Genomic DNA, 7,931 nt, shown 5'->3' on the forward strand with positions numbered 1-7,931 from the left:
CGCTATTCCTGACTGCTGCGGCGCCTGCCGGCCACTGACCTTGTGCCAACCGCCACTGCTGCAGTCAAGGCCAGCCCGGCAATGATTGCCAAGAGAGCAGCCGCGCCCTCGTTTGACAGACCAGCTGCCGTGTCAACGTTGGTGCCCTGGTTACGGCCGCCGGACGCGCCTGTTCCGGGCCCGTTGCCGGTCCCGGCAAGCGGTGCCGCCGAGGTGGGAGCAGTTGTTGAGGTGCCTCCCGCCCCCGCTGCGAGAGTCTCTGTCACGGTGGGCGTCGCCGTCGCGGTCGAAGTGTCCGTCGCTGTCGGCGTGGCACTCACGGTGGTTGTCGTCGTCGGCGTGGCACTCACGGTGGTTGTCGTCGTCGGCGTGGCGGTTGCTGAGACTGTATCTGTTGGCGTGCCGGTCGCCGACGGCGAGCCCGTGGTGGCCGGCGACGACGTGGCGGGCGTAGTGGTGCAGACGGGGGTCCTAAACACGTTCGTGTCCAGGGAGACCTGCCCGTTGCGGGCCAGGGCCCGGCCCTCCACCGTGGCACCGGTCTGGACTGTTATGGAGGTGAGGGCAAGAATTGTCCCCTTGAAGGTCGAGACTGTGCCCAGAGTGGCCGAGCTGCCCACCTGCCAGAACACGTTGCAGGCCTGGGCTCCGTTAGTCAGGATGACGCTGCTGGCTGAGGCGGTGTCCAGGGCCGAAGCCACCTGGAAGACAAAGACGGAGTTGGGATTTCCCTGGCCGTCGAGGGTGAGCTGCCCGGTGAGGGCCAACGAGGAAGTGGAGTTGTAGACGCCCTCCGTCAGGGTCCGGCCCACCAGGTCCCCTGAAACGCTGGTGGTGGCTGCCTGGCCGGCAGCGTTGTCGTAGGCAATTCCGACGTCGGACTGCGCCTGGAGTGCCACCGCGCCTGCTCTGTGGATTGCCCCGCCTGCAACGCCCGGCGGGAATCCCGTAATTGCGGTGCCCGGGCTCACGCCCAGATCGGACTGGAGGCTGGAGGGGCCGGTATTGGTCACCGTGGTGCCCGCCAGCACTGAGTACGAGGCCGCCGTTCCCAAGCCCACTGAAGTGGCGGCGAAGGCCGGCGACTGCTGCCACAACAGTCCCACAGCAAGGAGAAGAACCCCCGCTGCACCGCCCACCGTGGCCGCTTTACGGCGGTGTGATATTCCCGCGATTGGCTGATGCGACCCCTGTTGCACGGCACGTACTTGCATGGCAGATCCTTCCCCCATGAGGACGTAAGCCCTCAGACACTGCCCGACAAATTTGTAAGGGAGCTTATTAGCGGACTCTACGCCCGAAACCGCGCCAGACCTACGAAGATGGATAGGCAGGAAACGAGCCCTGGCCGGGCTGGGGTGCAGCTTCTGCCTGCCCGCAGCCTGTTGATGCAGGTCAGCGCTGTAAAATGAAGTGGCTGCGAACAGTTGGGCGGCGTCATGAAAACTTCCGCAAAGTTCCTCAGGGCAGCGGCGGCCGCTGTCATAGTCCTCTCTGCGTGCACCGGACCTGTCAACAGTCCGATTCCTTCCAGCACGGAACCATCCGCAACGGCAGTTCTCGACCGCACCATGCGCTCATTCCTCGACCAGGGGGCTGTGGCGGTGGTGACGGAAGTCAGATGGCCTGGGGGAACCTGGTCAAGGGCGTACGGAGTACGGAGTCTCGAGTCACCGGAGCCGGCCACACCGGCCGATAGGGTGTCCGTTGCCAGCATCACCAAGTCCATGACGGCCGTGTCGGTCATGAAGATGGTGGAAGACGGCCTGATCCGTTTGGACGATCCCGTCAACGGCTTCATAGACAGCTTCACCACGGTATTGAAACCGCCCGCCCCCATAACTGTCCGTCAATTACTAGGACACACCTCCGGCATGGGCACGTTCCAGGAGGTAACGGAGAGAAACGCGGAAGACATCCCGAGGATCGTCAGCGAGGACCTCAGCACCCAACGCGTGCTAGAACTGACAGCTCAGCTGCCGTGGGAAGCAATGGATGTGGGGCACTTCAAGTACTCAGACTCAGGCTATTTTGCCCTCGGACAACTGATCGAGACCCTCCGGGGCCGCCCCTACACGGAGGTTCTGCGGGAGGATGTCATCGACAGGCTGGGGGTTAAATCCACGTCGATTGACCAGCCTGTAGCGGACACACCCGACATGATCCACGGCTACATCACGCTCAAGGGCGAACGGCTGGATATCACCCAGCTTCCAGGGGATATTGGTTCTCCCGCCTTCGGAGCCATCTCCTCCGTCCCGGACGTCAACAGCTTCTACGCGGCCCTCTTCCGCGGTGAGCTGCTATCTGACGCATCGCTGCAGGAGATGTTCCGAACGGACCACCTCCCCATGTTCGGGTTGGGCCTCATCAAGTGGGCCCCCGGCTGCGACGGCGAATTCCGGTACGGCGGCAGGGGTGGCATCTGGGCCTATCGCACGGCGGCGATGGCCAGCACCGACGGCCAGTACCAAGCCACCATGACGCTGGTTCCCCCGCCTTTGCCAACACCCCTGGAAGACCGCGCAACCGAAGACAAGCTCACCCTGTGGGACGGTCACATAGCATCTGCCCTGCAGGAAACGCTGGACCGGCTGTGCCCTAAACAGTAAAGGGTGACGTCAGGCATGCCCAGGCTTTTGGAGGTTTCCGCCATCGGGCTGAGCTTCATGAGCATGACCGGCGATTTCAGCGCCGCCCGACCGCTGAAAGGTGACCAAGCTCTAATTGTCGCGTCCGCGACTACCGGCTGGGCAGGTAAGAAAAACCCGTTGACAGCTGGAATGGCCGGTCCTAAGTTTTGATGGTCAACGGCGAACGGTCTCCACTGTCAGTCATATGACGGCGTGCTATTAGGGAAGCATCGCTTCTTAGCAGTGGAGGTATTCCGATGAACCGAAAGTCAGTTGCCAGCCTTGCCGCGGTGGCAAGTATCGCCGCCATGTTGTGCGGCGCGCCGGCCGCCAGCGCCGTCCCTACACCTGCCCCAAGCTTTACCCAGGTTGTTGAGAAGGGCCTCGCATGTAAAGAATTTGCTCTTAGCATCACCAGCGTCGGTTCGCGAAATTACAGGGAGTTCGAAGACCGCGACGGAAACGTCGTGAATCCATCGAAGCCGGAAAGGGCTACACCCTGACATTTACGAACCTCACCACGAACGCCTCCATCACCTTCGAGTCGAATGGGTCGGTGAACAGAACGACTTACAACGCAAAGACGGGGACTTCCACAAGCTCAGTCACTGGCCATAACGTCCTCATTTTCTTCCCAACAGATATACCCGCGGGTCCCTCCACGACGCTGTACGTTGGACGGGTCGTGTACACCGTTGATAAAGCCGGCGTTTGGACTCTTCAGAGCACGTCCGGCAGATCATTCGATATCTGCGAGGCGTTGAGGAAGAGCTAGCTGAGCACGCGCCTGTTGATCGGAAGCCCCCACGCGAGTTGAACTCCAGCGCGGGGGCTTCCGAGGCTTCGGGTTGGGAAAGCAAACCAAAGCCGTAACTGAATCTACGGGCTCGCCGGGACGCCGAATCGCCATCCGGGGCCCTTGCCGACAATCTTGAGGGAACCTTGAGCCGCCTGATTTCCGGAGGCGGCCCAGCCGGGTCACCCAGCGGGCCGCAGCGACGTGATCATCCGCTTGATGTCCGCGTACTCCTCCGTTTCCGCGTACTTCTTCGCCTGTTCCAGATAGGGCAGGGACTCCGCCCCGGGCGTTACGTTGTTGTCCGGGCTGAAGAACGCCCCGAACATGGCTGCGGTGGGCGGCCAGGTGAAGAAGTGGAAGATGGCGCAGGTGGAGTCGCCGGCTGGCGGCTGCATGGTGGTGATGCCGTAGGCCGCTGCTGGGGTGTCGGCAGGTCCCGGCGCTGCGTCGTTCCCGCGGGTCTCATAGACGTAGCGGGGTGCTGCTCCATCTTGTGCCAGGGCGGGCAGTTCCTGCGTCTCCAGCACCTCGTACGGGTACTTTTCCATGCACGTGGACCCCGTGGCCATGTTGGTCCGGAGCGTGGCCAGCGGCCTGCCTGCCGCGTTGGTCACCTCGGCGAACGCCCCGCCGCCCTCGGGCAGCTCCCCGGCGGGGTCCCGTACGCTCCAGGCTGCCGGGTGGTCGAAGGTCAGCTCGCCATCCGATGTGGTGAAGCTTGTCCAGGAGTCCGGCGCCGGTGCGGTGCCCGTTGGGCTGGGCGCCACGGAAGGCGCGCCGGTCGACGTCGGCGCTGCGGAAGCGGTAGCCGAAGCGGACGTGGGAGCCCCGCCGGGGCTGCCGGTCGTCGTCGGCGGCGTTGCCTGCGGACCGCAGCCGGCGAGCAGGAAAGCAACGAGAAAAGCCGTGGGGATTGCCGCACCTGACGCGGAAGGACTGCGCATCACACCCTCCTTTGGGCCTGACATGTGGTCCTTAAATTGTGGGGCCGGCGCGCATACAAGGAGCCTCAAGGAAAGCGATTGGCACCGAACTGTTGCGCGTCATAACAAAAGGCTCCACAGGGGTGCTGGATGGACACCTTTAGGGGGTCAGCCGGTACCCAACCCCACGCACCGTCTCCACCCAGCGCGGCGAGCGGGTACTGTCCCCCAAACGCTTCCGCAGATTTCCCAGATGGACCTCGACGGCGCGCTCCTCGCCGGTGCTGACGTAGGAGCCGGTGCTGTAGGGCTCGTTGCGGAGCCGGCGGACCAGGTCTGCTTTGGTCTGAACCACCCGCCCGTTTTCCATCAGCACCAGCAGCAGGTCAAACTGTGTCCTCGTGAGATCAACCGCTTTACCGTGGATGGCAGCGGCCCGCGAGCCCTCATGGAGGGTCAGGCCCCGGTGCTCAAAGTCGCAGCGCACGATCATGCCTGCCTGCTGCGCGGACGCAAGATCCTGGAGCGACTGCGGTACGGACAGCTGCCCAAAAGGCTCGTGGCCGCCTGAAGACCACGGACCCGGGGCACTTTCCGCTGAGCCTACGTTGAGGACCCGCGGCCGCCTCAGCATTGCCGCAATGCGGGCACGCAGTTCCCTTGGGCGGAAGGGTTTGGTGAGGTAGTCATCAGCGCCGGCCTCGAAGCCCATGAGGGCGTCTGCTTCGTCCACCCGGCCCGTCACCATGATGAGGTAGGCGTCACTGAAGGTCCTGATGCGGCGGGCGGCCTCAATCCCGTCAAAGTCCGGCAGCCCCACATCCAGAGTGACGATGACGGGGTTGTATTCACGGACTGCCTGAACGCCCTCCTGGCCGGAGGCGGCTTCCTGCACCGCAAAGCCGGACTGCTGGAAAACGTCAGTCAAGCACGTCCTGATATCGTCGTCGTCCTCCACAACAACAGCAATTCCTCGATCCACCATCCGTGTCCCCCAAAAATTCTTTACCTGGTTATTCATTGCCTGGCGCCGCGCCGGCGTGCGCGGCGGACCACGGACGGGTTTGAGCATGAACGCATCCGTGCCCTGCCTGTTGGTGGCCACCTCACGCAAGCAAACGCTATTTCCCCGTCAATTCGTAGACATATGCGCCGCGGATGGGTATTCGGCATTATTTGCCGGAGCTGCCACATTCTCGAGCCTACACACTAGTGAGAGCTGTATTTCGAATCTGATTCTTTTATTGCGTCTTTCTTGAGCTTCAGTATTAGTTGCGTATTTCTTGAGAATAATCTCCCAAAAGTTTCATTTTTTAGGGGCTATTGCGTTGTGGGGCTGTTGTGACTGATGATCAAGCTGTGCTCAATGGGGGCGCAACATGCTCGCTGGGAGCAACACGCAAGGGGCATCAACCATGGCTTCTTTTCGCATTTCAGTCTCACGCCCTGTCCGCGTCTTCAGGCCGCTGGCCGTCCTGGCGGCAACCACCCTTGCCGTGCTGGCTATTGTGCCCAGCGCCCAGACCGCGGACACCATGCCAGCGAACCAGGACCCCGGACCCGCCGGAAGCTTCGCGTGGGAGGGTTTCAATTGGGAGAAGCGCTTCTGGGGCGGGGCACCGCAATACAACAAGGCCTTTGACGCTGCCAATGTCAGCAGTCCGGACGCCAGCGGCTATGTGGCACTCCGGCTGACAAACCCGACAGGCGAGGCGCCCATAGGTGCCGAGTTCCAGTCCACGCGCCAGGGTTTCGGGTACGGAACATACAGCACCACGGTTGAGAAAAACCTGAGCATGCTGCAGAAGGAAGTGGTGTGGGGCTGCTTGTTCACCTACGATCCACTGGCGGAACCGGGATACAACGAGATCGACCTCTGTGAAGCCTCCGCGTGGGGAGGAGGTGCTGCCTACGGTCAATCCTGGCCCGTCAGCCAGGGCCACGGCTATTGGTTCGACGCCAGCAAACCGCCCGGTCAGGGCAACAACACCGTCACCTTTGACGTGACCGCCAGCCTCATCACCACTCACCGGATGGTCTGGGAACCGGGCAAGATAACGTTCGAGACCTACGCGGGAGAAGGTTTTGTGGGCACGCTGCTGAAGCGCACCGTGCTGGAAGGTTCCACGGTTCCAGTGCCAGCCAGCGAGCGCGTGCACTTCAACCTGTGGGTGACCGGCGGAGGAGGAGGGGATCCTGCCCACGTGAAGCCGGAGTCTGTGGTGGTCCGCGACTTCAGTTTCGCCCCCGCCGCCCCGGCCCAGCCGCCAGCCCCGGTATCCGCGATCTCCCTCACGGCGTCCACCTCCAAACTCAAAGGCCTGAACAGCACCACCCTCAAATGGGCTGGCGCCACCGGGAGCAGCGTGACGCTCTGGATCAACGGGACTCAAAGGACCATTGCCAACACAGGGACCTACGTCAACGCATTCAAAGGCGGGAACACCACCACCTACAAAGTCTGCGATCCGGGCGGATGCTCCAGCGTGGTCAGCGTTGTCACTTAGCCCGTACCCGCAGCCCAGCCCGTGTCCCGGCATGCCGAAGTTAAGGCAAAAAACGCAGGACGGCCGGAAGGCTGCCCTGCGTTTGCTGCGGTCCCGGGCACGGTGCCCGGTGACTGGTGGTTAGGAGTTGCCGCCACGGACCGGAACGATCCGCTTGACGGCCATGCCGAGTGCCACCATGGCGAAAGCGGCCAGGCCGACCCAAAAGAGGTCGCCGGCGCCGGTCATTGCGAGGGTTCCGGAGCCGATTCCGGCTGCCATCGGTGCTGCTGGGTTGTCATACATAGGTGTTTTACCAGGCTTTCTTGTTGTTGAGGGCTGCATCTGCGTACGCCTTCGTGTGGACCACCTGCAGGAACAGGTCGATCACCAGCTCGTACATGGTGGCGGCGGCAAGCATGTACTTCCATCCACGAAGCCGCACCGTCACCACCCGTTCGATCACGAAGACACCGGTCACGGCAAGCCAGAACGGCTGCATGTGCAGCCCTGCCCCCGTGCCCAGTGCAAGCGCGATCGTGCATACATAGGCCAAGCTCACCAGCAGACCCAGCACCGACAGAGCCTGCCGGCCCCAATACGGCCGGGTAACCCTCGTCCAGCCATACTGGACGCAGTTTTCCACGGCGCCCCTCTTCCACCTCAGGCGCTGCGCCCAAAGCTCGCGCCACGTTGGCATCACCTCGGTGACCAGGGTGCAGTCCGCCGGCGACTTGATCCGGTACAGAAGTGTCAGCAGGGCGAAGGACAGCTCGTTGTCCTCGGTCAGGACCGACGTGTCATACACACCGCCGAGACCATTGCCTGCAGGGAGCGTTCCGTCTAGCCGCCCGGCAATAACGTCCCGGAGGGTCCGCACCCTGAACAGCGCGGCCGTGCCGGTGACCACCAGGCATTTACCGTTGAGCCGCCGGACGTCCCGGGCGTAACGGGCGTATTCATTGCGCTGCAGGTGACCAACGAAACCCCCGCCGTCTCCGCCGCGGAAAACCGGGCCTTCGCAGATAAGCATGGATGCGCACTCTGAGGATGGCGCCAGCGTGTAGGTATTCCGCGCTGCGGCGTGGTG

At 62.9% G+C, this 7,931-nt stretch carries 7 protein-coding genes; 2 read left to right on the forward strand and 5 right to left on the reverse strand.

Features of this window, described 5'->3' with window-relative positions; all coding sequences use genetic code 11:
• Positions 1–2: 2 nt before the first annotated feature.
• Positions 3–1,214 carry an ice-binding family protein gene (locus ACP7AX_RS18860; RefSeq protein WP_426228687.1) on the reverse strand — a complete coding sequence of 404 codons (1,212 nt, stop codon included), beginning with the start codon at positions 1,212–1,214 and terminating at the stop codon, positions 3–5.
• A 357-nt stretch (positions 1,215–1,571) separates the two neighbouring features.
• Between ACP7AX_RS18860 and ACP7AX_RS18865 the strand changes: the two genes are divergently transcribed.
• Positions 1,572–2,612, forward strand: coding sequence for a serine hydrolase domain-containing protein (locus ACP7AX_RS18865; protein ID WP_426228696.1), 1,041 nt, complete (start codon positions 1,572–1,574; stop codon positions 2,610–2,612).
• Positions 2,613–3,611: 999 nt separating this feature from the next.
• Here ACP7AX_RS18865 and ACP7AX_RS18870 read toward each other — a convergent pair.
• Both ACP7AX_RS18870 and ACP7AX_RS18875 read right to left on the reverse strand, forming a co-directional pair.
• Positions 3,612–4,376, reverse strand: coding sequence for a hypothetical protein (locus tag ACP7AX_RS18870; RefSeq protein WP_131683320.1), 765 nt, complete (start codon positions 4,374–4,376; stop codon positions 3,612–3,614).
• Positions 4,377–4,515: 139 nt separating this feature from the next.
• Complete coding sequence (locus ACP7AX_RS18875; RefSeq protein WP_131683125.1) at positions 4,516–5,340, reverse strand: response regulator; 825 nt, start codon at positions 5,338–5,340, stop codon at positions 4,516–4,518.
• A 430-nt stretch (positions 5,341–5,770) separates the two neighbouring features.
• Here ACP7AX_RS18875 and ACP7AX_RS18880 point away from each other — a divergent pair, with 430 nt between their 5' ends.
• On the forward strand, positions 5,771–6,862 hold the full coding sequence (locus tag ACP7AX_RS18880; protein ID WP_426228689.1) for a hypothetical protein: 1,092 nt from the start codon (positions 5,771–5,773) through the stop codon (positions 6,860–6,862).
• A 120-nt stretch (positions 6,863–6,982) separates the two neighbouring features.
• Here ACP7AX_RS18880 and ACP7AX_RS18885 read toward each other — a convergent pair whose 3' ends face one another.
• Positions 6,983–7,147 (reverse strand): hypothetical protein, encoded by a 165-nt coding sequence (locus ACP7AX_RS18885; protein WP_354149470.1) that lies wholly within the window; start codon positions 7,145–7,147, stop codon positions 6,983–6,985.
• Positions 7,148–7,154: 7 nt separating this feature from the next.
• On the reverse strand, positions 7,155–7,931 hold a 777-nt coding region (locus ACP7AX_RS18890), incomplete at its 5' end, for a glycosyltransferase (RefSeq protein ID WP_426228692.1).

This window comes from Pseudarthrobacter sp. DSP2-3-2b1 (assembly GCF_049895945.1).
Classification (GTDB): Bacteria; Actinomycetota; Actinomycetes; order Actinomycetales; family Micrococcaceae; genus Arthrobacter.

Coding starts and splice junctions, on each gene's coding strand:
- ACP7AX_RS18860 (WP_426228687.1), bottom strand. CDS start 1,214: ATGCAAGTACGTGCCGTGCAACAGGGGTCGCATCAGCCAATCGCGGGA.
- ACP7AX_RS18865 (WP_426228696.1), top strand. CDS start 1,572: ATGCGCTCATTCCTCGACCAGGGGGCTGTGGCGGTGGTGACGGAAGTC.
- ACP7AX_RS18870 (WP_131683320.1), bottom strand. CDS start 4,376: ATGCGCAGTCCTTCCGCGTCAGGTGCGGCAATCCCCACGGCTTTTCTC.
- ACP7AX_RS18875 (WP_131683125.1), bottom strand. CDS start 5,340: ATGGTGGATCGAGGAATTGCTGTTGTTGTGGAGGACGACGACGATATC.
- ACP7AX_RS18880 (WP_426228689.1), top strand. CDS start 5,771: ATGGCTTCTTTTCGCATTTCAGTCTCACGCCCTGTCCGCGTCTTCAGG.
- ACP7AX_RS18885 (WP_354149470.1), bottom strand. CDS start 7,147: ATGTATGACAACCCAGCAGCACCGATGGCAGCCGGAATCGGCTCCGGA.